Origin of the sequence: uncultured Shewanella sp. (assembly GCF_947501665.1) — a bacterium.
Taxonomy (GTDB): domain Bacteria; phylum Pseudomonadota; class Gammaproteobacteria; order Enterobacterales; family Shewanellaceae; genus Shewanella.
The window spans coordinates 117,980-141,100 of sequence record NZ_CANMWS010000009.1; the positions used below are offsets into that span (position 1 = coordinate 117,980).

At 39.0% G+C, this 23,121-nt stretch carries 23 protein-coding genes; 13 read left to right on the forward strand and 10 right to left on the reverse strand.

Going from position 1 to position 23,121, the window contains the following annotated elements; genetic code table 11:
* Positions 1-32 precede the first annotated feature (32 nt).
* Positions 33-296: a hypothetical protein gene (locus Q0976_RS08655; RefSeq protein ID WP_299493016.1), complete on the forward strand. Its 264-nt coding sequence runs from the start codon at positions 33-35 to the stop codon at positions 294-296.
* Between the two features lie 116 nt (positions 297-412).
* Positions 413-676 carry a hypothetical protein gene (locus Q0976_RS08660; protein ID WP_299493018.1) on the forward strand — a complete coding sequence of 88 codons (264 nt, stop codon included), beginning with the start codon at positions 413-415 and terminating at the stop codon, positions 674-676.
* On the opposite strand, the gene Q0976_RS08665 is transcribed toward Q0976_RS08660, so the two are convergent.
* Positions 673-861, reverse strand: a complete 189-nt coding sequence (locus tag Q0976_RS08665; protein WP_299493020.1) for a hypothetical protein — start codon at positions 859-861, stop codon at positions 673-675. The two genes, Q0976_RS08660 and Q0976_RS08665, sit on opposite strands and share 4 nt — an antisense overlap.
* Before the next feature lie 286 nt (positions 862-1,147).
* Here Q0976_RS08665 and Q0976_RS08670 point away from each other — a divergent pair, with 286 nt between their 5' ends.
* Together Q0976_RS08670 and Q0976_RS08675 are read left to right on the forward strand one after the other, a co-directional pair.
* A complete protein-coding gene (locus Q0976_RS08670; RefSeq protein ID WP_299493022.1) occupies positions 1,148-1,897 on the forward strand; it encodes a ferredoxin--NADP reductase in 750 nt (249 codons plus the stop codon).
* Between the two features lie 71 nt (positions 1,898-1,968).
* Positions 1,969-2,910, forward strand: a complete 942-nt coding sequence (locus Q0976_RS08675; protein ID WP_299493024.1) for a Dyp-type peroxidase — start codon at positions 1,969-1,971, stop codon at positions 2,908-2,910.
* Between the two features lie 72 nt (positions 2,911-2,982).
* On the opposite strand, the gene argR is transcribed toward Q0976_RS08675, so the two are convergent.
* Positions 2,983-3,453, reverse strand: a complete 471-nt coding sequence (gene argR, locus Q0976_RS08680) for a transcriptional regulator ArgR (RefSeq protein ID WP_299493026.1) — start codon at positions 3,451-3,453, stop codon at positions 2,983-2,985.
* Between the two features lie 388 nt (positions 3,454-3,841).
* Between argR and mdh the strand changes: the two genes are divergently transcribed.
* On the forward strand, positions 3,842-4,777 hold the full coding sequence (gene mdh / locus Q0976_RS08685) for a malate dehydrogenase (RefSeq protein ID WP_299493028.1): 936 nt from the start codon (positions 3,842-3,844) through the stop codon (positions 4,775-4,777).
* 90 nt (positions 4,778-4,867) lie between these two features.
* On the opposite strand, the gene ispB is transcribed toward mdh, so the two are convergent.
* Positions 4,868-5,839, reverse strand: a complete 972-nt coding sequence (gene ispB, locus Q0976_RS08690; protein ID WP_299493030.1) for an octaprenyl diphosphate synthase — start codon at positions 5,837-5,839, stop codon at positions 4,868-4,870.
* Between the two features lie 280 nt (positions 5,840-6,119).
* Here ispB and rplU point away from each other — a divergent pair, with 280 nt between their 5' ends.
* The 4 genes from rplU to Q0976_RS08710 all read left to right on the forward strand — a co-directional run bounded on the left by rplU (position 6,120) and on the right by Q0976_RS08710 (position 9,017).
* Positions 6,120-6,431: a 50S ribosomal protein L21 gene (gene rplU, locus Q0976_RS08695; RefSeq protein WP_299493032.1), complete on the forward strand. Its 312-nt coding sequence runs from the start codon at positions 6,120-6,122 to the stop codon at positions 6,429-6,431.
* A 15-nt stretch (positions 6,432-6,446) separates the two neighbouring features.
* Positions 6,447-6,701 carry a 50S ribosomal protein L27 gene (rpmA, locus tag Q0976_RS08700; RefSeq protein WP_012141302.1) on the forward strand — a complete coding sequence of 85 codons (255 nt, stop codon included), beginning with the start codon at positions 6,447-6,449 and terminating at the stop codon, positions 6,699-6,701.
* Positions 6,702-6,839: 138 nt separating this feature from the next.
* Positions 6,840-8,003: an Obg family GTPase CgtA gene (cgtA, locus tag Q0976_RS08705; protein ID WP_299493034.1), complete on the forward strand. Its 1,164-nt coding sequence runs from the start codon at positions 6,840-6,842 to the stop codon at positions 8,001-8,003.
* A gap of 123 nt (positions 8,004-8,126) precedes the next feature.
* Complete coding sequence (locus Q0976_RS08710; RefSeq protein WP_299493036.1) at positions 8,127-9,017, forward strand: GyrI-like domain-containing protein; 891 nt, start codon at positions 8,127-8,129, stop codon at positions 9,015-9,017.
* Here Q0976_RS08710 and Q0976_RS08715 read toward each other — a convergent pair.
* On the reverse strand, positions 9,014-9,586 hold the full coding sequence (locus Q0976_RS08715; RefSeq protein ID WP_299493038.1) for a TetR/AcrR family transcriptional regulator: 573 nt from the start codon (positions 9,584-9,586) through the stop codon (positions 9,014-9,016). The two genes, Q0976_RS08710 and Q0976_RS08715, sit on opposite strands and share 4 nt — an antisense overlap.
* Before the next feature lie 9 nt (positions 9,587-9,595).
* Positions 9,596-11,017, reverse strand: a complete 1,422-nt coding sequence (locus Q0976_RS08720; protein ID WP_299493040.1) for a coniferyl aldehyde dehydrogenase — start codon at positions 11,015-11,017, stop codon at positions 9,596-9,598.
* A 284-nt stretch (positions 11,018-11,301) separates the two neighbouring features.
* On the opposite strand from Q0976_RS08720, the gene Q0976_RS08725 reads away from it, so the two are divergent.
* Positions 11,302-11,760: a universal stress protein gene (locus Q0976_RS08725; protein WP_299493042.1), complete on the forward strand. Its 459-nt coding sequence runs from the start codon at positions 11,302-11,304 to the stop codon at positions 11,758-11,760.
* A 55-nt stretch (positions 11,761-11,815) separates the two neighbouring features.
* Here the strand turns inward: Q0976_RS08725 and Q0976_RS08730 are convergent, their stop codons facing one another.
* On the reverse strand, positions 11,816-12,136 hold the full coding sequence (locus Q0976_RS08730) for a DUF2956 domain-containing protein (RefSeq protein ID WP_299493044.1): 321 nt from the start codon (positions 12,134-12,136) through the stop codon (positions 11,816-11,818).
* Positions 12,137-12,515: 379 nt separating this feature from the next.
* Here Q0976_RS08730 and Q0976_RS08735 point away from each other — a divergent pair, with 379 nt between their 5' ends.
* Positions 12,516-13,796 (forward strand): hypothetical protein, encoded by a 1,281-nt coding sequence (locus tag Q0976_RS08735; RefSeq protein WP_299493046.1) that lies wholly within the window; start codon positions 12,516-12,518, stop codon positions 13,794-13,796.
* 358 nt (positions 13,797-14,154) lie between these two features.
* On the opposite strand, the gene Q0976_RS08740 is transcribed toward Q0976_RS08735, so the two are convergent.
* The 4 genes from Q0976_RS08740 to Q0976_RS08755 all read right to left on the reverse strand — a co-directional run bounded on the left by Q0976_RS08740 (position 14,155) and on the right by Q0976_RS08755 (position 19,414).
* Positions 14,155-14,490 carry a hypothetical protein gene (locus Q0976_RS08740; RefSeq protein WP_299493048.1) on the reverse strand — a complete coding sequence of 112 codons (336 nt, stop codon included), beginning with the start codon at positions 14,488-14,490 and terminating at the stop codon, positions 14,155-14,157.
* 93 nt (positions 14,491-14,583) lie between these two features.
* The gene (locus tag Q0976_RS08745; RefSeq protein ID WP_299493050.1) at positions 14,584-16,182 is read right to left on the reverse strand and encodes an AMP-binding protein; all 1,599 of its coding nucleotides are present in this window, start codon (positions 16,180-16,182) and stop codon (positions 14,584-14,586) included.
* A gap of 148 nt (positions 16,183-16,330) precedes the next feature.
* Positions 16,331-17,707: a cytochrome c oxidase accessory protein CcoG gene (gene ccoG, locus Q0976_RS08750; protein WP_299493161.1), complete on the reverse strand. Its 1,377-nt coding sequence runs from the start codon at positions 17,705-17,707 to the stop codon at positions 16,331-16,333.
* A gap of 258 nt (positions 17,708-17,965) precedes the next feature.
* Positions 17,966-19,414, reverse strand: coding sequence for a sigma 54-interacting transcriptional regulator (locus Q0976_RS08755; protein ID WP_299493052.1), 1,449 nt, complete (start codon positions 19,412-19,414; stop codon positions 17,966-17,968).
* 299 nt (positions 19,415-19,713) lie between these two features.
* On the opposite strand from Q0976_RS08755, the gene Q0976_RS08760 reads away from it, so the two are divergent.
* Together Q0976_RS08760 and Q0976_RS08765 are read left to right on the forward strand one after the other, a co-directional pair.
* Positions 19,714-22,344 carry a TonB-dependent receptor gene (locus Q0976_RS08760; protein WP_299493054.1) on the forward strand — a complete coding sequence of 877 codons (2,631 nt, stop codon included), beginning with the start codon at positions 19,714-19,716 and terminating at the stop codon, positions 22,342-22,344.
* A 154-nt stretch (positions 22,345-22,498) separates the two neighbouring features.
* Positions 22,499-23,113: a LysE family translocator gene (locus Q0976_RS08765; RefSeq protein WP_299493056.1), complete on the forward strand. Its 615-nt coding sequence runs from the start codon at positions 22,499-22,501 to the stop codon at positions 23,111-23,113.
* Positions 23,114-23,121: the final 8 nt, after the last annotated feature.

Genomic DNA, 23,121 nt, shown 5'->3' on the forward strand with positions numbered 1-23,121 from the left:
ATTAATAATTTGTGCTAATTGGGTGGTGGTTTATGAAAAATATTCCTTTACAGGTCAATATTGAAGGTCAGGGTTCCAAAGTTAATACTGATTGGTTAGCGATAATGGCGACACTGAAAAAAAGAGGTTTATCTCAGTTAGAGCTGGAATCTGTCTATTGTGAAGTGAATGCTGGCATGTTGGTTACAACGCGTGGGCTAACATTAGCAAGATGGGTACCTTCAGAGTCATTAAACGGTATAATTAAAGAAGGGAACTTGTCTTCACAAGAAAGTCCCAATTTAGTTACAGCTTAATTCTGATTATTGATGACGTAACTAGGTTAAATATAAATTAATGGTAGATATCACTAGGTTATTTAATATAGATTAATTGTAAGCTATAGCTAAAGCACCCAGAGGAGATAATACTAATGAAGAATATTCCCCTACGCGTTAATATTGAAGGTCAAACGAGTAAAGTAAATACAGACTGGTTGGCAATAATGGCGACGCTTAAGAAGCGCGGCTTAGAGCAAGATGAGCTTGCCAGTGTTTATTTTGATTTAAATGCGGGAATGCGAGTCACAACTCGTGGATTAAGTCTGGCTAAAATAACAGTGACTGAAAACTTGGAAGGTATAATCAAAGAGTCTTCAGCATTAAAGACTGATTTTTCTTCAGTTGTCAGTGACTAATAGGTCAGCTTTCCTAGCTTCCATTGATGACAAAGTAAATTAGGCTGATAGGAGGGAAGTAATTGTGTTAAAGATACGATGCTTCCTTCTTTGTAACACACCGCTTCTCCTTCAATTGTGATCATGCGGTCGCAACTTTTACAACTGGTATAGAGTACCTGCGTTTTATGTTTGGGATCCTTCATGGTGCTGCTCTTCTACTGAACAATATTATCATCTGGTTGCATCATTTAAGCACTTTTCATAAAGAATATAAAGCTTTCTTTATGTGGTAGTATTCGCTGCTTTTTTTCTCTTTGTTGAAGCGATATACTGCTTGAAGTGTTTATGAGAGTGGTTTTGTTGTCTTTTTGCAGTTTGTTGAATGATGGAATCGACATTTCTGCTCTGTTGAGGCTGAGTTGATAGTCTTTTTCAATATCTTGTTAAGTTTGTCTTAGCAACTCTTTTTTCTCATCTCAAGAGGTGGTTATGTGGACTACAGGTCAAATTATTGAGCGTATTGATTGGAATGATAAGTTATTTACATTAAAAATAAAATCGACACTTTCTCCTTTTATTGCAGGTCAGTTTATAAAATTAAGCCAAGTGGTTGAGGGGAAGCGTGTGGCTAGGGCATATTCTCTTGTTAATGCTCCTGATGCGGATCACCTTGAAGTACTCGCAGTGACGGTAGAAGGGGGGCAGTTATCGCCTCGCTTGCATTTATTAGAAGCTGGGGATGAGATTGAAGTGACGACAGCAGCAACAGGCTTTATGACATTGGATGAATTGCCAAAAGAGCAACAGGTCTCCTCTGATTTATGGTTTCTAGCCACAGGTACGGCAGTGGGGCCTTTTATTTCAATTATGGATACTCAAGAGCCTTGGCAACGCTTCAACAATGTTATTTTAGTTTATGGTGTCAGAGAAAAACAAGATTTAGCTTATTTAGATAAATTACAAGGCTTGGCTGTAACTTATCCCGATCAATTTAGATTAATTTTATCTGTAACGAGAGAGGTGGTAGAAGGCGCACTATCTGAGCGCATTTCTAATGCTTTAGAAAATGGCAGTATTGAAAAGAAAATAGGGATGACACTGACACCAGAACATTCACAGGTCATGCTATGTGGCAATCCAGGTATGATCTCTGAAGCTGTTTCGGTGCTAAAAGCTAAAGGGTTAACGAAAAATTTACGTCGTGTTCCTGGGCAAATTACAATGGAAAAATATTGGTAATGAATTTTTAATCTAATGAAGTTATAGATAATATGAGACCAAGAAAATTAAATCATGAAAGGTGATGAAAGATGGAAAGTCAGGGGATGCCTCGTGAACAGTTAGGAATTTGTGCTGAAGGGAATCTACACAGTATTTATTTGATGTTAAATGCAAATGAAGGTGTTGAATCGCAAGTGCGTCCATGTGTTGCGAATATTGCTCAATATCTATATGAATTAGCAGATAAATATGCTGATAGCGCTTTTAATGGCTTTATTGCAATAGGGGCTAATTATTGGAACAGTCTTTATGGTGATATACGACCTACGCAATTAAGACCTTTTCCGGCTATACATGAAGGTAATAGAGCAGCGCCTGCTTTAGAATACGATTTATTTGTTCATATTCGCAGTGATCGATTTGATATATTACATTTAGTAGCCAACGAAATCTGTCAGATGTTTGAGGGCTTAGTTGAACTTGTTGAAGAGGAAAGAGGCTTTCGTTTTATGGATAGCCGAGATCTGACTGGCTTTGTTGATGGCACTGAAAACCCTAAAGGTAGGCAGAGGCAAGAAGTGGCTTTAGTGGGTGAAAACGAGCCCCACTTTCGAGGGGGCAGTTATGTACATGTACAAAAATTTGTTCATAATTTAAGTAAATGGAATCGGTTACCTCAGAAAAAGCAAGAAGATATTATTGGTAGGACTAAGCTAGATAATGTTGAATATGCATCTGAAGATAAGCCGCTATTTAGTCACATAAAGCGGGTCAATTTAAAAGATGAGCAGGGAAAGTCTAGAGAGATTTTACGACAAAGCATGCCTTTTGGCTCCATGAAAGAACAAGGGCTTATGTTTATTTCATTATGTGAAAATGCCGTTAATTTTGAGAAGATGCTTGAAAGTATGATGTTAGGTGATAAGGATGGTCATCATGATCATTTAATGCACTTTACTCAAGCCATTACGGGTTCTGCTTTCTTTGCTCCATCATTGGACTTTATGATTGCTCAGGCGTCAGGTTCTTGAGTGAAATATCATTTAAAAATGAAAACAGAAATAACCTATGAGTGTTATTTCTGTTTTTCAAATGGCTTACTATTATTCATTATAATTAAATAATGATTTAACCGTTTGTAGCGTATCTTCAATATGTTGGATATTAGAGGGAGTGATAAAAATGGTATCGTCGCCAGCTATCGTTCCTAAAATCCCCTCAGGTTTGCCGATAGAATCTAATAAACGGGCAATTAATTGTGCAGCCCCAGGACTGGTTCTTACCACTATCATGGCTTGATTATGATCGACATCCAGCACCAAGTTTTTAAGTGGACTTGTGGCTGTAGGCACGCCGAGTTCAGCGGGTAAACAATAGACCATCTGTTGTTTAGCATTTCGAGTGCGTACAGCGCCGAATTTACTGAGCATACGGGAGACTTTTGATTGATTGATATTGCTAAAGCCTTCACCCTGTAATGCGTTGACTATCTCACTTTGTGAGCCAAAACGCTCTTCTTTTAAAATTGCTTTAAAAGTCTTAACAAGATCATCCTGATTTCTAATTACTTGCATAATATTATTATTCTTTATTCAAAAATACACCTTATTGTGGGTAGTATTGAAATATTTGTCAACAATTATTCGATTTTAGTGAATAATAATGCATGGGAAGATTGAAGAGGGGGTGATTGCTAAATGAATAAACAAAGCGAAAATAAAGCTTTTTTGTTTGTGTAATGGTTGGTTTGTTAGTATTTATCGCTGATATTGTACCACGGTTGTAAGTGAAGAGTAAACCAAGTTTTATATGAACATCTCACCAGAATAATTGAATTTTCGCCGTTAATCCAGTAGGGTGACGGCATCAAAATTCGTCTTATCTCGAGAATGATCTAAAGTCGGTTGCTTCAATCATTATTGGGATAGCTTACAAACTATCAGAGAATTAATGGAGAAAACTATGAAAGTTGCCGTTCTTGGTGCCGCAGGTGGTATTGGACAAGCATTGGCTTTATTGCTTAAGACGCAATTACCGGCTGGATCTGCGTTATCGCTGTATGATATTGCGCCTGTAACGCCAGGTGTTGCCGTTGATTTGAGTCACATCCCTACAGATGTTGATGTGAAAGGTTTTGCTGGAGAAGATCCTTCAGCTGCATTAGTTGATGTAGATGTTGTCCTTATTTCTGCTGGTGTTGCCCGTAAGCCTGGTATGGACCGTTCAGATTTATTTAATATCAATGCCGGTATTGTGAAGAATCTTGTTCAAAAATGTGCTGAGAATTGCCCTAAAGCGTTAATTGGTATTATTACTAACCCTGTTAATACAACGGTGGCTATTGCCGCTGAAGTATTAAAAAACGCGGGTGTTTACGATAAGAGTCGCTTGTTTGGTGTGACCACATTGGATGTTATCCGTTCAGAGACCTTTATTGCAGAAGCGAAAGGGCTAAATGTTGATGATGTCAAAGTAAACGTCATTGGTGGACACAGTGGTGTGACCATTTTGCCATTACTTTCACAAGTTGAGGGAGTGAGCTTTACTGATGAAGAAGTGGCGGCTTTAACAACACGTATTCAAAATGCAGGTACTGAAGTCGTGGAAGCAAAAGCGGGCGGCGGAAGTGCGACTTTGTCTATGGGTCAAGCTGCATGTCGTTTCGGTCTATCATTAGTTCGTGGCTTACAAGGAGAGGCAAACGTTGTTGAATGTGCTTATGTTGACGGTGGCAGTGAGCACGCTCAGTTCTTTGCTCAACCAGTATTGCTGGGTAAGCAAGGTGTAGAGAAAGTGCTTGCATATGGTGAGATCAGTGCTTTTGAAGCGAACGCGCGTGATAGCATGTTGGATACATTAAAAGGTGATATCGAATTAGGGATCAACTTTGTAAAATAAATACAAAATGTGATTTTAATAAAAAATGGCGCTTATAGAGCGCCATTTTTATGTTAGTTATTTTAGTTTGTGAAGATGGGTACAGGGATATTAATATTTACGAGCTACAGCGATTTTAGCCAATGCAATGAGGGCCATTTTGTAGTCTGAACTAGGAATATCCTTTAAAGCTTCAATGGCTTTGTCGGATTCTTCTTGTGCTCTTTTTTCGGTATATTCTAGTGCTCCACAACGTGATAATGTGGCTAAAATTTTATCAATATGCTCGGTGCCATCTCCTTTTTCAATGGCTTCTTTGATTAAGGTTACTTCATCTTGAGTGCCGTGAGTGATGGCATAAATAAGTGGTAGAGTGGGTTTTCCCTCAGCTAGATCGTCACCGATATTTTTGCCTAATTCTTCAGCATTCGCGGTGTAATCAAGTAAATCATCCGTTAATTGAAAAGCGGTACCAAGAAATTTACCATATTCCGCAAGAGACTTTTGCTCGCTTAAAGAGCTGCCCGCAATCACGCCGGCAAGTTGGGTTGCGGCTTCAAATAGCTTGGCTGTTTTGCAATAAATGACCCGCATATAATCTGCTTCACTGGTATTAGGATCATTGCAATTCATTAATTGTAAGACTTCACCTTCGGCTAAAATGTTGGTTGTATCAGCTAGGATTTCCAGCACTTTTAGGCTTTTTAATTCGGTCATCATTTGAAATGAACGTGTATAAAGGAAATCACCAACGAGGACACTGGCACTATTGCCAAATAAGGCATTGGCAGTTTCTCGGCCGCGCCTAAGTAAAGATTCATCAACCACATCATCATGTAATAATGAGGCAGTATGAATAAACTCTATAATAGCGGCAAGCTTCAAATGATCCTCGCCTTGATAGCCCATTGCACGAGATGCAAGAATGCAAAGCAGTGGCCGCATACGCTTACCACCACCATTAATGATGTATACACCTAGTTGATTAATTAGGGCAACATCAGATTTTAACTGCTTGTAAATTAACTGGTTAACATTTTGCATGTCATTATCTGCAAGATGTCGAATGGCGTTTAAATCCATAAATAGACTCTGGTTCGATTGGCTGCAAATAAGGGGGAAGCAACGCAATGTTAGATTCAAATAAAATAGATAGTGGGATTCTACCTAAATTTAACGTACAAGACAGCATGAGATTGATAAAGAATACCGAAAAATGCTCTTTTTTTATTCTTTAGGAATTAAGACTTGTCAGCTAAGCCTTCTTAGCGTAAACTCCGCGACCATTGTCATTAAAGCTTTTGTGGCACCCCGATCTCAACATTATTGAGCGGCGTGCTAGAAATTTTGGAGTAAAATAGCTATGTACGCTGTTTTTCAAAGTGGTGGTAAGCAGCACCGTGTTGCTGCAGGCCATACAGTTCGTTTAGAAAAATTAGAAGTTGCTACTGGTGAAACTATCGAATTCGATCAAGTTCTTTTGGTTGCAGATGGTGAAACTGTACACGTAGGTGCACCTTTAGTTGAAGGTGGTAAGGTTGTTGCTGAAGTTGTCAGCCACGGCCGTGATGAGAAAGTAACAATTGTTAAGTTCCGTCGTCGTAAGCACCACGATAAAAAAATGGGCCATCGTCAATGGTTCACCGAAGTTAAAATTACAGCTATCAACGCTTAATTAGGAGTCTAGCTCATGGCACATAAAAAAGCTGGCGGTTCTACTCGTAACGGCCGCGATTCAGAAAGTAAACGTCTTGGTGTAAAGCGTTTTGGCGGTGAATCCGTTCTTGCTGGTAACATCATTGTTCGTCAACGTGGTACTAAATTCCACGCTGGTGTTAATGTTGGTATCGGTCGTGACCACACTTTATTCGCTTTAACTGATGGTAAAGTGAAGTTTGAAGTTAAAGGTCCTAAGAACCGTAAGTTCATTAGCATCGAAGGTTAATTTGTAGCGTTAAGCTCAAATAACTGAAAGAGCCCCGCCATTGGTGGGGCTTTTGTTTTTGTAGCAATAAAATTGTTATTTGGTCACAGAGTGAGTAACGCAGTATAATACTTATATTCTGTTGTGCCAGGAGTGGATATGAAGTTTGTCGATGAAGCCGTGATCAGAGTTGAAGCAGGCGACGGCGGTAGTGGTTGTGTGAGTTTTAGGCGCGAAAAGTATGTGCCAGATGGTGGGCCTGATGGAGGAGACGGTGGCGATGGTGGCAGTGTTTATCTTCAGGCTGATGAAAACCTTAATACTCTAATAGACTATCGTTTTGAACGTTTTCACAGAGCTGAACGTGGTAAAAATGGTCGAGGTCGTGACTGTACTGGTCATGGTGGCGGTGATCTGGTACTTAAAGTCCCTGTAGGAACACGCGCTATCGATGAAGAAACGGAAGAATCTTTAGGTGATTTGACCCAGCATAATCAAAAGATGCTAGTGGCTAAAGGCGGGTTTCACGGTTTAGGTAATACGCGTTTTAAAAGCAGTACTAATCGTGCGCCTAGACAAAAAACATTGGGCACACCAGGTGAAGTACGCAGTTTAAGGCTTGAGCTGATGTTATTGGCTGATGTGGGCTTATTAGGCATGCCTAATGCGGGAAAATCGACTTTTATTCGGTCTGTTTCTAAAGCAAAGCCGAAAGTGGCTGATTATCCTTTTACGACATTAGTACCTAATTTAGGTGTGGTCAATCCAAGACATGGTCAAAGTTTTGTGATTGCTGATATTCCTGGGTTGATTGAAGGTGCAGCTGAAGGTGCGGGTTTAGGTATTCGCTTTTTGAAGCATTTAGAGCGTTGTCGCGTATTATTGCATATTCTCGATGTGGAGCCTATTGACGGCAGCTGCCCTGTTGAATCTGCTCGTGCAATAGTCGGAGAGCTTGAAAAGCACTCTCCAAAACTTGCCAGTAAACCACGTTGGTTGGTGATTAATAAAGCGGATTTAATGCTGGAAGAGGAATTACAAGAGCGTATCGACACGATTGTTTCAGAGCTTGGATGGACTGGAGAAGTGTTTACTATTTCAGCCTATAATCGCGAAGGTACAGAAGCGTTAAGTCTTAAGTTAGTTGATTTCATCGATGCTTTACCACCTGAAGAAGAAGTGGATGTTGAAGCTGAAGTTGAGTTTAAATGGGATAACTATCATCAAGATAGTCAAGATTCAGCCAATGCAGATTTTGACGATCTCGATGATGATGACTTTGACGATGATGACTATGACGTTGAAGTGATTTATCAGCGATGATGTAAGTCATTAATTATGATAATAAAACCACTGATATTCTCAGTGGTTTTTTTGTTTTTGGGCATTGAATACTAGAAGATTAAAAGAGCAAGAATGGTCAAGAATATCAGAATGTGATCTTTTATGATGTCTTCAGCAGTTAATAATGAGATGGACTCAATGGATAATCGACAGAAGATACAGAAGGTAACGGAGTATATTGATGAGAATTTTGATCAAGATATCTCCATTGAGACATTAAGTCAGTTAGTGTATTTATCTCAATATCATTTTCATCGTTTATTTACTGCTATAAACGGCTTACCTTTGTATCAATACTTACGTTGGTTGAAATTAAAACGATCCGCAAACCAATTATTGTTTAGTCGGGATAAGTCTATTTTAGATATCGCATTGTGTGCCGGTTTTGAGTCCCATGAAGCCTTTTCTAGAGCTTTTAAAAGCGTATGTGGTCAAACACCAAGTCAATTTAGAAAAGCGGCTAAATGGAGATACTGGGAGTCCATTCCGTATTCAATAACACTGAAGGATAGTATGATGATAAAACCCATAATTGATTCTTTTAAAGGGGCGCGTTTAGCCGTGGTTAAACATAGGGGAGATTCGAGTGATGTTCCTCAATCCATTGAAAAGTTAGTTCGTTGGACAAAGCTTAATCATTTAGGCCAACCAAAGGCTGGTGAGGTATTTATGATTGCCTATGACGATCCTAAAACAACGGATCCAGAGCATTTTCGCTGTGACATAGGGAGAGTGATCCCTGATGACATGCTTCTTACTGCCGAAATGGAAGTGAGTGAACAATTTTTGCCAAGTGGGCGAGTTGCTATTGCAAAGCATTTAGGATCTCATGAAACGATTGAGCAAACCGTGTATGCGATGTATCAAAATTGGTTGCCCTCTGCACAAGAAAAATTAGCCGATCATCCTTGTGTTTTTTGTTATCAAAATTATGTGACTGAAGTGCCTGAGTCAGCTTTAGAAACTGATATATATTTCTTTTTAAAAAATTAAAGTGAAATTGATTGCCAGAACAAAGTGAAGCTAGCGAGTTTATAAGTAGGATCTTGCCATTTTTCTGGATTATCTAAAAAATAGCGAGTACTGGCTAAATATTGTCCATGGCAACTTTCTTGCATTAATGCTAATGGATGATTGCTCAGTAATCCCATTTCTTGTCCTGCTTGAATAAAATCACCAATGAATTGTAATGTGCTGTTCATTGTATGTTTTTTTATATTTGCGGGAATAACAGTGGATAAAGAGTATTGCTGAAAAAAAGCTTGCTTAAGCGGATTTTCCATTGCCCATTGAATACTGGTATTCCATAAATGTTGGGCATCTTGTTTTAAATCGCCAGACTCTTGTTTGTTGTTTAATATATTGGTCGCAAAGTCTTGTTTGATTGATATAAACAATTGATTCATCAACTCATCTTTAGACTGAAAATGATGAAAAAGCGTGCCAGTTGCGACGTCGGCTTGTTTAGCAATCAAGGCCGTAGAAGTCCCGTAAAAACCTTGTTTGACAAACAAGGCGAGAGCGGTTTCCAGTATTCGTTGTTTTTTTGTTATTTTGGGCATAATCAAAAATTAGCGTAGAAAGATTTTTAGAATGAATGCCCCGATTTTACCACCATAAGGAGGATGAATGAATTTTCCTGTATTCAATTTACCACGACTCAATACTGTTTTGGCGTGACTGAAGGTTAGAAAGCCTTCTTTACCATGATAATGTCCCATACCGGAAGGACCAATACCACCAAAAGGTGCATCATCGGCTGCAACATGGAAGACGGTTTCGTTAATACAGACTCCCCCAGAATGGGTTTGTGCTAAGACCTCTTGTTGTGTTTTTTTATTCAAGCTCATTAAGTAGAGTGCTAAAGGACGAGGGCGGTCATTAACATATCTCAACGCTTCATCGAGTGTTTTATAAGTGATGATGGGTAATAAGGGCCCAAATATTTCTTCTTGACTAATATTCATTTCATCAGTGATTTGGGTGATGAGTTGTGTGGGGATTTTTCGAGTTTGAAGATCGATGGCTTCATCATTGGCACTTTCAATTTGGGCCCCTTTTTCTTGGGCATCGATCAGCAATGATTGAATTCGCTCAAATTGACGAGAATTAATGATACTGGTGTAATCTTTATTGTGTTTTATCTCACCATACATTTGCTTGAATTGCGATTTATAAGCGTCAATGAAAGCGCGTTGTTGATACTCGGGAACGAGTATATAGTCTGGCGCAACGCAAATTTGCCCAGCGTTTAAACATTTACCATAAATAAGACGTTCAACTGCCATCTTCATAGGCATGTCTTCTGCGATGATAACAGGGGATTTTCCACCTAATTCTAATGTGACTGGTGTGAGATTTTTAGCCGCGGCTAACATGACTTGGCGCCCGACAGTCGTGGAACCTGTGTAGAGTAAATGATCAAATGGCAAGGCTGAAAATGCGGCGGCAATATCGACTTCGCCCTGTATACAAGCCACATAATTATCATCAAATATACTGCTTAACATTTCTGTTATTTGTCGATTTGTTGCTGGGGTAAATTCTGACAGTTTCAGCATCACGCGATTGCCTGCTGCAATGGCTGTGATTAATGGACCAATGGAGAGCATCACAGGAAAGTTCCACGGAGAAATAATTCCAATCACGCCTAGAGGTTGATAATGAACTTTAAGCTTGGCGGGCATGAGTAATAAGCCTGAATGGCGGCGAGTAGGTTGACTCCATTTCTTTAAGTTTTTAATGGTATAGTTGATATTATTAATACAGGGGAGAATATCAGCAATTAAGCTATCATCAAGTGAGCGATGGCCAAAGTCCTCACATAAAGCTTGTTGTAATGGGACTTGATAATTGATTAATGCGGCTTTTAGCTGTTTTAGTTGAGTGACTCGTTGTGCTAATGATGGTGTTGGCTGGGCTTGAAAATCACTTCGCTGTACATTTAATATTTGTGTCAGTGTGATTGCTTTGTCATTAACGGCCATATTCATCTTCATTCCCTTTTAACTTATATACATTGGTTTAAGTACAGTGTGATAAGTATTTATAGACTGATTAGTCAGTTAATGTTAGGGGAGCTCAATGATTTTATCCATCTTTTATTTGAAAAATCACAATGTGAGTTTTTGTTCTAATAGAGTAAGTTGTTGGATGAGTATCGCAATTTGGGGAGGTGGTGCAAAATAAGGATGAATTAATCATACTTTATGACTAATATCAAAAGTGTGACAGGCCAAGGTTAAGCTTTTTTGGGAACAGGATAGGAGAAATAATAATGCGTACTCGTCAAATATTATGCCCAACAGACTTTTCACAAACAGCAAAAAATGCATTAGATTATGCGATTGAACTCGCCAATCTTTATCATGTGGATATTCGGCTATTACATGTTATGAGTAGTCCATATGGTAAACATAATTATGGCATTATTGTAGAGACACCTGAAGAACTCGAACATCATTTAGAAGCCTATTCTCTAGAAAAGCTGCAGACTCTATTAGCGAATATAGAAAATAAACTTGAAGTGGGCTTATCGGTAAAAACAGTGATTAGAAGTGGCGGTACTGCGCCACAAATATTAGAAGAGGCCAGTGAGCAAGATGTTGGCATGATTGTGCTGGCAAGTCATCATAGTGCTGGAACCTTGCACTTTTTACATGCAAACCTAGCGGAAGAATTAGTGCATAAAGCCAAATGTCCAGTGTTAGTTGTTAAGGATACAGGAATGGAATAACGGCGGTACATTAGGAGCTCACTGACTAAAATTAATGGAGTCAGTGAGATGCAATTTATGATATTAAGTAATGATAAATGGCAAATAATGCCCAGCTTAATATGAGTAATAGCCAAGGTACAAAAGTAAAAGGTTTATCAGTGTTGATTTCTGTATCAATCACTTGTTCGTCTATTGCTGTTTTCTTTAAAGATTGTTTGCGTTGCTTGTCACGATGCCGTGCTTTGGCTTTTTGGTGTTTTTTATATTCACTTATTCCTTTTTCAATACCTTGAGCAATCAATTTGGTTTGTTCTTTAGTTTGACCTGGCTTTTGAGTGGCTTTTGCCATTTTGAGTGCTTGGTCTTTAGTCTCATTGGATATAGGAGATGCCATAGAAGGGGAAATTCATCAATAAACTTGATATTACTATATCAGATAATAAATTCGAAAATATAGCTAATTTTCTTGATGCCTAAGCTTATATCGTGATTGAAAAATAGCAAACATGATGGCAATAATTTAAAGCTAATGAATTCATTATTCTACTTATTTGGTAAAACTTATGTGTATTTTGAGTAAATGTTCTACACATTTTATTGCAAGAATAAAGGTGAATCATAGTGCTAAATACATTACATTGCGCAGCTTCTGTACTGCTGGCTGTATTTTGAGCAGCATGGCAAACTTAATTAATCGTTGTTTTATATTTTATTTGTTGGTGATGAATAAAAAGCCGATGAAATAATAATATAAAATACAAGTGAGAATGTTTATGTTTATTTTATCGTTGTTGTCTGACTCATTGAAGCAAAAAAGCTTCCATTTCAAGAAAGTTGATTTAAGAAAACTCATTAATTCAATGTGTATGCTTTTTATTATGGTGTCATTTGGCAGTTCGGCGCAAACTTGGAGTCATCTCATTGAAGGCACTTATGGTGGAAAACTGCTAAAAAATCATCAAGGAGACGTTTTAGTGACAGGAGAGGCACGCTTTCCTGTTGAATCTAATATAGACGCTAATATAGAAAATTATCATGTGTCTCATCCTGTTTATGATTTTGTTTATCACCTCACTCCCTCAGCAGATGTACTTTGGGCTAAATCTTTCAGTGAGGAAAATGATGAAGTGATGGGATTGGTTTCAGGTCATTTCATGATAGAAAACAAGCTGGGTGAATATGCTTTAGTTTTAGAAGGGCATCATAGTAATGAGCAGCACATGGCTTTTTTTAATCATCACGGTGATCTCCTTGCTTGGCAGGCTCTTTCGAGCAATGAGTACATTCATTATGGTATTGGTACTCATGATGGTGGTATGTTGCTCCTTGGTTCAACCGAAGATGGGCATGGTTTAATGATTAACATGAACTATAAAGGTGAAGTCAAATGGCGGCATACGATGGATGAGAGAGTCACAGTGTTCTCTCATGCCGTGGAGCTGACAAGTGGTGATTTTATTCTTGCAGGGCAGAGTGTATTAGAGGATGGCGAGAAAACGGCTTCAATTGTGAAAGTGACTGACAAGAATAAAGGCGAGAGGATCATTTGGGTTGAACACTTATCAGATAAAGGCTTACAGAATTCAGTTGTTGCAGGAGTGGCTTTGACACAAGATGAAAATATTATTGTGGCAGGGGAAACCGCAGAGACTAACACCAGTTGGGTAGCAAAATTCAATCTTGACGATATTGAAATGCAAAAGGATTTTATTTGGACTCCTCAGCTTGGTGAAACAAGTATCAAGAGCCAAATTAATGACATTATTGTTACCTCAATGGGGAGGATTATCGCTGTTGGGGCAAGTAATAAAGAGAACATTTTGGGGAATGATGATTATTGGGTGGTAGGCCTCTCTTTAGAAGGAAGTAAAGAATGGGAACACTATTATGGTGGTGAGGACAGAGATGAAGCGTTCTCTGTGGTTGAAATGAGCAGTGAACAGCTTGTTATTTCAGGTTATTCATCAGGATTTTCCATGACTGGGACTTGGCTATTGTCATTAAATGCCAAGGGCGAAATTGATGACTATACACCTTCAATTCTAACGCGTTAAAGAGTCATTAGTATGAGCCAAATCCTGCTTTATATAAGAATAAAGACAGTGTTTTGGCTCCTTTGTGCTAAGTTGTATTTCATGTGCGACCTCATTGCCGCTTATTCACCATGTGAATGCAGTATTGATTTAGCTATATGGATATAGGAAATGTCTACTTCTGTTTGGCACAACAGTAGACATTAAATATTAGGTGGGGAAGATAGAGCTTAGTTTGACTCTAAGCCAACGATCCCAAGAATGGAGAAGATAGCAGGACTTCTGAAGCCAAAGCCGAAAATAACTTTCAGTATTAGCTTAGCCATGTCTAAAATCCCCATAAACAGCTGTATCAAGCATAATTAAAATGTTACAGCCATTAAAGTAGCTCGACTGGACCATGATCATCGCAATGGCCATTATGAGCATGGTGTAAACGACCGTTCACTAAATAATCGACATGATCACCATGGGGAATCGCTTCATGGCCACAATTAGGGCCGTGAACATGGCTGCCACAATCGTGAGTGGGAATACATTGATCCGGATTAGTCTTACTGACTTCAATAACATGATCATGGTAATGATCGTCATGAGGTTGATGTAAATGTCCATTGTGAACATAACAAATATGATCTTGATGATGAATGGCGGTATGGCCACAATGAGGGCCATGAGTATGATCTGGATGAGTGTGAGTGTTTGAGCAAGGCATAAGGCGTTCTCCCTTGATTTGGTAAGAATAAAGTGTAGAATAGCTTTTGATATCTTGCAGCTTGGACATGCCCTCATTTTTAAATTCAAGGTTTTATTTTAGGTTTCGACGTAATATTTTTCCGACACTTGATTTAGGCATTGAGTCAACAAATTCAAACAATGTGGGTATTTTATATGGGGTGAGATGATTAGCACAATGTTGTTTTAAACTGGATAAAAGAGTGGCAGTTGGGGTAATTAAGGCGCTTAATGTTATAAAAGCTTTTACTTTTTCACCTGAATGTTCATCACTGATCCCTATGACCGCAGATTCTAATACTGCATCATGGAGCGATAAGACATTTTCAACTTCATTAGGGTAGACATTGAAGCCAGAAATGATGATCACATCTTTTTTTCGATCGATAATTTGATGAAAACCGTCTTTTAGAGCAATTGCAATATCCCCTGTTTTAAAGAAGCCACTTTTTGTCATCACATGTTTAGTTTCACTTTTTTGTTGCCAATATCCAGACATGACTTGGGGACCTGAGACTGCAAGCTCTCCCGCTTGACCTTGGATAACTTCATTTTCATTCTCATCTAAAATACAGACGAGAGTGTTCATTAGAGGCTGGCCTATGGTGCCTAACTTTTCAAATCCAGGTGTATTGAGTGAAATAACAGGCGATGTTTCTGATAGGCCATATCCTTCACAAACCGCACAACCTGTGGTGTTATACCAGATATCGGCGGCAAATTGAGTCAGTGCTGTTCCCCCTGAAATAGTGACTTTTAATTGGCTAAAGTCTAAGGACTGAAAGTGTTCTTGCTGGCAAAGGCCAATAAATAGTGTATTGAGACCAGCAAAGCCTGTGAATGGATACTGCTTGAGGGTCTGAATAAAGTTAGGGGTATCTTTTGGATCAGGAATAAGAACGGTACAAGCGCCTTTTTCAAAATAAAGGATCAGATTCACCATAAATGCATAGATATGATAAAGAGGTAAAGGTGCAATAAAAATTTCTTTACCTTCATTGATACGGGAGGCAAGTCTGTCGGATAATTGTGCTGCATTGGCAATAAGGTTCCCATGACTTAACATTGCCCCTTTAGACAGACCTGTGGTGCCTCCTGTGTATTGCAAGGCGGCTAAGTGATTACTTGATACTGAGACAGGCTGGAGTAAATGCTTCTCTCCAACTTTTAATGTATCCATAAAATGAAAATGATTAAAGTCACATTGGACTTGTGTTTGAGGTGAGATGAGATCGAATGGATGGGTCGTGATGACAGTGTCAATAGCGGTGTTATTAATAATATAATCGAGCTTGGGAATATGACTTGAGAGTGTAACGAGTAATTTTGCACCTGAATCATTAAATTGATGGAGCATTTCTCTTTGAGTGTAAAGCGGGTTAGTGTTGACTAAGATTAATCCTGCTCTAATAGCACCATAGGCTGCGATAACAAATTGAGTAATATTAGGGAGTTGAATTGCTATTCGATCGCCTATTGTTAGATCAGTGTATTGTTGTAAATAAGCAGCAAACTGGCGAGAATATTGTTCAATATCATTAAAACTGACAGCAAGCCCAAAACAAGAAAATGCCGTTTTATTGTTAAAGCGAGCACAGGTTTCTTCGATTAAATGAAGGAGTGAAGAATACGGAGAGACATTGATTAAAGGAGCGGTATTAAGCGTCGGCATTTTAATTGACCCCAATTGACATATTTTTAACATTTAAGTTAAAGTCAAAATGGCCATTAAGTCAATGATAAATTTAATATTGATGCTTTATTGTTGACTAAAAGGGGATAGACGCAGACACACAATGGGTGTGTCTGCTTATTGGCATTTATAAAGGGCTAAAAAAGTTGGATGATTGAGAGACCCAATTATTTTTGCTTTCTAGGTCATCAATTTCCTTAATTGTAAAGTTAATGGGACTACGAGAGGTATTTAATCTATCTTGTTTAGCGAGAACGGTGACTGGGTAATCGAGCTGTTCTCCAGGTAAAATAACAATTTGGGTATCACCGACTAATTGATAAATATGATCATTATCAATGAATATTTGATATTGGCGACGTTTTTGAGTTTTATTCCTTATTTTAAGCGTATAACTATTTTCTATTTGGCTATCTAAGGTTTCACGGTAAAGGTTTTGCCTGTCACGGATCACATTGAGTTGAATATTATCGCGGTTGGCAATATCTAACCCTATGACACTCAACATGATTAAAGTGGCAATACCATAACCGATAAACTTGAAAGAAGTAAAAATAGGCTTGGGCTTGTTTTTTAGGCTGTTTTCACTAATGTAACTAATTAAATTAGGCTCATAGCCGAATTTTTCCATCGTATGATTACACGCATCAACGCAGGCGCCACAATTGATGCATTCATATTGAAGTCCATTGCGTATATCAATGCCTGTGGGGCACACATCGACACATAGGTGGCAGTCGACACAATCTCCTAATTCTGTCGCTTGTTTACGTTTTCTCGGACCACGAGATTCACCTCGATTGACATCATAAGTCACTGTCTTTGTATTAGCATCAAACATAACAGATTGAAAACGTGAATATGGACAGCAATGAAGACACATCTGCTCTCTCATCCAACCGGCATTGAGATAAGTACAAAGTGCGAAAAACCATACCCAAGTCGTAACCCAAAAACTGCCTGTGAAAGTGAAGATTTCAGGATAAAGTGTGCGTGCGGGAATAAAGTAGGCAATAAAGCTACATCCCGTCAATAGTGCAATCATGCTCCAAAGTAGATGCTTGCTTGCCCGTTTGTAGATCTTATTTAACGTCCAAGGCGCTTTATCTAATGTAATTCTTTGATTTCGACTTCCCTCTAGGCGGGTTTCAACCCAAACAAACATAAATGTCCACGCGGTTTGTGGACAAAGAAAGCCACACCATACCCTTCCCCAAAATACGGTGGCAAAAAACAACATAAAAGCAGCGGCAATAAAAATCCAAGCGAGAATGGTAAAATCTTGAGGCCACAGTGTGGTGCCAAAAAAAATAAATTGTTGCTCACTGATATTAAATAAAATGGCTTGGCGTCCTTGATAAGAAATAAAGGGCGTCAATAGGAATAATAATACTAAAAGGCTATTCATGCCTGTTCTTATTCGCTGAAAATAACCTTTTTGTTCACGTATTTGAATTTTATTTGATGGGGTTGATATTTGTTTAATGGGAATGCGATCCCCCATAATTGGATGAGTATTAATGCTATTATTATTTGACATGTTACTTCTCTTTGGCAATTGCGCTGCACATTCTTTTTTATGAGTTGATAGCAAGCATTAGGCCAAAGTGATTATATTCATAATTTATTGTTATATATGAATATTTTTTAGTTTGGGTGTGTTTTAAATCACGATATATCGCTATTTTACTAAATATCGTGATATTTAGCATTAATACTGCGTATGATCACATAAATGCAATGAGAGCTAGATCACAAAAGATTAACTTGGTCTGTTGATCCCCAGTTTTTTCATACGAGATCTGAGTGTACTCGGAGCAAGATCTAGCATTTTGGCAGCCCCTACGGGGCCAGAGATCCGCCAATTGACTTGTTGTAAGATCTGGGTGATGTATTGTTTCTCCATTTGGGCAAAGGTGAGTTGATCGGTTTGTTGAGTACTGTTTTGATGAATGTTTGAGATGGGGGCAATATGTAACACATCACCTTGAGCAAGAATAATCTCTCTTTCGAGTACATTTTGTAATTCTCGTACATTACCAGGCCAAAGGTGAGACATCAGTTGTTGTAGACTTTTTTGAGTAACGCCTTTAATTTTTTTTCCTAACTTTCTATTTAAATCATGTATTAAATGATTTACCAATTCTGGGATATCATCCAATCTATCTCTTAAAGGAGGCACTTGAATGGGGAAAACATTCAGGCGATAATAAAGGTCCATTCTAAACAAACCTTGTTGTACTCGTTTGAGTAAATCATGGTGACTGGCTGTGATCAGTCGAATATCAACTTTAATGGTTTCACTGCTTCCTACACGCTCAAATTCTTGCTCTTGTATGACGCGTAATAGTTTAGACTGGGCTTCAAGGGATAATTCAGCGACTTCATCTAGAAAAAGCGTACCATGATCTGCGAGTTCAAAACGGCCTTTTCTTCGGTTTGTTGCGCCAGTAAAGGCGCCTTTTTCATGACCAAATAGTTCGCTTTCAAGCAAAGTGGCAGAAAAAGCTGCGCAGTTCACGCTGATCAGCGGTTTATCGGCTCTATGGCTCAGCTGGTGGAGATTGCGAGCCACTAATTCCTTACCTGTGCCATTTTCTCCACTAATCAGTACGGTACTATCTGTATTGGCAACTAATGTAACTTGTTGTATTAAATCTTGTATTTTTTCACTGTTACCAGAAATCCCCACATCTCCAGTTCTATTTGCAAGTTCGAGTTGTAAGTATTTGTTTTCTGATGATAATTTTTCAGAGAGGGCCTGGACTTGTTTCAAGGCTTGTCTTAAAGAGTGCTCTGTTTGTTTTTGAATACTAATATCACGAAATATCGCGACTACGCCAATGAGGTGATTATCTTTATAAACGGGTGTCGAATTATACAAGACGGGAAAACAGGTGCCATCTTTACGCCAAAAGACTTCGTGACTGATTTCTCTAGGCATTCCATCTTGCAAGGTATTATAAATTGGGCATTCTTCTTGGGGATAATGACGCCCATCGCTATGGCTATGATGGTGGCTATCATGAATGTTTTTTCCAAGCAGTTCTTCTGCTGTCCAGCCCGTCATTTTCTCTGCTGCGGGGTTAATAAAAACAGCATTGCCATTAAGGTCAAAACCATATATACCTTCACTCACTGCATTTAGAATTAATTGATTTTCTGGTAAAAATTCAGTGTCAGATGTATTTTTGACTATTTTATTTGCCATGATCCCTGCTTTGGTCAAGTGCCCGTGGCGCTATTATAAAGGCATAATGATAAAACACGAAATGTCGTGTTTTATGCATTTGATGCTATCTGAATGATTTCTTCCTCAATGGGGCCCCTTTTAGCGTATTTACGCATCTCTTGTGCATTGTTATTGTTTTTTGTTAGATTAATGTTTCACTTATGTGCTTGCTGTTGAGTGTTTTTTTACATTCTTGGCTCATTTGGGTTCAGTTCTCTGTTCATGTCACGCCAGTGGATGAACAGGATCATAACAATAAAAAATGAGAAATTGATGAAATGCATATAACTAATAAATTCAAGCAAAAGACCCTCTGTATAGCCATCACTATTGCCATTTCTGGTAGTTTTATGAATCAAACCGCCTTTGCTGAAGATGTCCCTGTTCCTGTCGATGAAAAAGTTGAACGTATTGCGGTGGTAGGATCGCGAGCGGCTCCACGCTCTATTGCAGATTCTCCGGTCCCCATCGATATTATCGGTAGTGATGAAATTAATCGTTCGGCCAGTACCGATATGTTGGAGATTTTAAAAGGATCGGTTCCTTCACTGAATGTTCATGCTAATCCAATCAGTGATACAGCAAGTTTAGTGCGTCCTGCAAATTTAAGGGGGTTGTCAGCGGACAGCACTCTGATTTTGGTGAATGGAAAACGAAGACATCGCTCGTCAGTGATCACTTTTCAAGGAGGTGGCATTAATGATGGGGCTCATGGCCCTGATATTTCAGTGTTTCCAAGCATAGCACTAAAGCAAGTCGAGGTGCTTCGTGATGGCGCCGCTGCACAATATGGCTCAGATGCGATAGCGGGTGTGATCAACTTCGTATTAAGAGATGATGCAGAAGGGGGATCTCTTGAGGCAAAAGTCGGAGAGTATTATGAGGGAGATGGCACGACAGCTCAAATACTGGGTAATATTGGTATGCCATTAACTCAAGATGGTTTTGTTAATTTAAGCTTTTCTTATAAAGATATCGATCCCACAAGCCGAAGCGTACAAAGACCCGATGCGGCAGCATTTGCCGCCGCGGGGGTAGAAGTAGACGACCCTGCACAAGTTTGGGGCTCACCTGAAATCAGTGATGATATCAGTATATTTGCGAATTTAGGATTAGAGCTGGATGCTTTTTCTCAAGCTTATCTGTTTGGTAATTATTCTCAGCGAGATGTGAAAGGCGGTTTTTATTATCGAAACCCTAATACTCGGGGTGGGGTGTATTCTAATCCGCAAAAAGAAGTAGATGAAAACGGTAATGAAACTATTGTAAATTATCTTTTAGTTGGTGATTTAACAGATGGTCCAGTAGGGCAAATTAATCCAGGTTTATCGAATGGTGATGGTATAGATTGCCCGAATATTGAGATTACATCAAATAATATAGCCACCCAGCAAAATTACATTGATGGTGTGGCAAATGATCCCAATTGTTTTGCTTTTACTGAAATGCTGCCGGGTGGGTTTACCCCAAATTTCGGCGGACATATCGAGGATACCTCTATTGTTGCCGGTACACGAGGAGAGTTTCAAATTTCTTGGATGCAAGGTATCGATTATGATTTCAGTGGTAGCTATGGCAGCAATGAGTCTCGTTATGAGATTTATAATACGGTTAATGCATCTTTAGGCGCTGATACTCCAAGAGATTTTAGTCCAGGGAAATATATTCAATCGGAGTGGAATTTCAATGCTGATTTGGTGAAATACATTGATTTCGGTATGGCTGATGACTTTAACTTTGCCTTTGGCGCAGAATGGCATGATGAAACCTTTGAAATTTTAGCGGGAGATGTTGAATCTTATGAGGCCGGCCCGCTAAGTAGTCAAGGTTTTAGTGTGGGATCAAATGGATTTCCTGGGTTTACTCCTGCCCAAGCTGGAGAATACACCCGTACTAATTATGCAGGTTATATCGATATTGGTATGCCCTTTACCGATAATTGGCTATTAGAAGCAGCAGTGCGTTATGAAGATTATGAGACCTTTGGTTCGACGACCAATTATAAGCTGGCAACTAATGTCAGGGTTACCGATGATATTGCGTTACGTGGTTCCTATAATACCGGTTTTAGGGCACCAACAGTGGGGCAAGCTAATGTCAGTACAGTACAAACCAGTTTTGAATCAGGCGTATTAGTGGATTCAGCCCTATTACCACCGACTAATCCTATTGCCCTCCAGTTGGGAAGTGAAGAATTAAGTCCAGAAAAGTCAAGTAGTTATACCTTAGGTGTGGTGTATACCTTAGGGGAGGTCTATATGACGCTGGATTATTACAATATTCAAGTGGATGACAGAATTAGTCAATCGGCCAAAATTGATCTTACCGATGCAGATAAAGCCATATTGATTGCAGATGGGGTGCCCAATGTTGCTGGTTTATCCCAGGTTAGCTATTTTACTAATGATTTTGATACGACAACTCAAGGTGTTGATTTTGTCGCAAATTACAGTACCGATCTTCTTTTGGGAGATTCCAGTTTTGCCTTAGTGTATAACTGGAACGAAACGAAAGTGGATAGCTACACTGACGTGACGGGAGACTTTAAAGTCTCACGGCTTGAAAATGATTTACCTAATCACAGGGCAACTTTCACTTGGAACCAAGCTTGGGAGTACTTAGGTTTGTTTACCAGAGTGAATTATTATGGTGAATATCAAGGCGTGCATGTGGATTATGATGCTACTGCAAAAACCGCATCAGATTCTGTCACTGTGGATATGGAGCTGAGCTACTATATTAATGAGGCTTTTACGGTTGCAGTGGGAGCACAAAATATTTTCGATAAAAAAGCAGAATTGATTGATTACGATGGTGATTCTAATGCTTGGGGAGGGGTGTACTATGAAACTTCACCCTATGGATTTAATGGTGGTTACTATTACTTGAAAGGCATTTATCGTTTTTAGTGTTAGTGGATGCGAATGATTGTTAATAAAAAGCCTTGTTTTTAAACAAGGCTTTTTCCTTGATAGTGGTAGAATACTCAATTCAGGCTCTTAGAGTGAACTTTTAATAAAACAGATACGCTTTTATTTATAATATTTAAATTAGGGTTAAAATATGACATTAACATCCTGGCTCAGTTTATTGGCCATTAGTTTTTTAGGCGCCATGTCTCCTGGGCCGAGTTTAGCCATGGTAGTACGCCACACATTAGGTGGAGGACGCGCCAAAGGTATTATTTGTGCGTGGGCTCATTCTATCGGTATTGGTATTTATGCGTTATTGACGTTATTAGGACTCGCGGTTTTACTAAAGCATGCGCCATTAGTCTTTAATGGTATTGCGTTGATTGGGGGTGTTTATTTAGCTTGGATAGGTATACAAGCATTGCGCTCTAAAGGTGGAATGGCGGATAAATTAGCGGCAGGAGAAAATACATCTGCAAAGGTTGCGGCCAGAGATGGCATTGCGATTTCTCTGTTTAACCCTAAAATTATTTTATTTTTTGTGGCGCTCTTTAGTCAATTTGTGATGGATGCAAGCACTGTTACGGGTCAATCTCTTATAGTGTTAACTCCTTTAATTGTCGACGGACTTTGGTATACCTTTATCGCGCTTGTGCTTTCTCATGGTGCGGTTTTACCCAAACTAAGGGCGAAAGCAGGACTGATTGATAAAATCTCAGGTGTGGTCTTAATCTTATTAGCCATTCGCGTTTGGTTTACGATTTAACGCGTTTG